A 310-nucleotide genomic window follows, 5' to 3' on the forward strand; every position below is an offset into this window, starting at 1 on the left:
GAGCCATCAGGCATGAGCCAACAGAATTAACTATTGCCTCTTCGCTATTGGCTAAACACTAAAATCTGTGCTTTCTATTCTTTTCTACTTTGTTTCTTATCGCAATATGTCAATGAACGTTTCAGCTTACGGCTGACTGCTGTCAGCTTGTAGCTTCTCTGGTGGAGAATATCGGAGTCGAACCGATGACCTCCTGCGTGCAAGGCAGGCGCTCTAGCCAGCTGAGCTAATCCCCCAAATTGTTAGCTTTCAGTTATCAGCTGTCGGCTTTCAGCGGATGTTGATAACTCAACTTCTAAAATTTCCTCTT

Annotated in this window: 1 tRNA gene; it reads right to left on the reverse strand. The window is 44.5% G+C overall.

Annotation, left to right across the window (positions count from 1 at the left end):
• Positions 1-159: 159 nt before the first annotated feature.
• A tRNA-Ala gene (locus tag KJK34_RS15175) sits at positions 160-236 on the reverse strand.
• Between the last annotated feature and the right edge of the window lie 74 nt (positions 237-310).

Source organism: Flavobacterium coralii (genome assembly GCF_019891545.1).
Taxonomy (GTDB): Bacteria; Bacteroidota; Bacteroidia; order Flavobacteriales; family Flavobacteriaceae; genus Flavobacterium; species Flavobacterium coralii.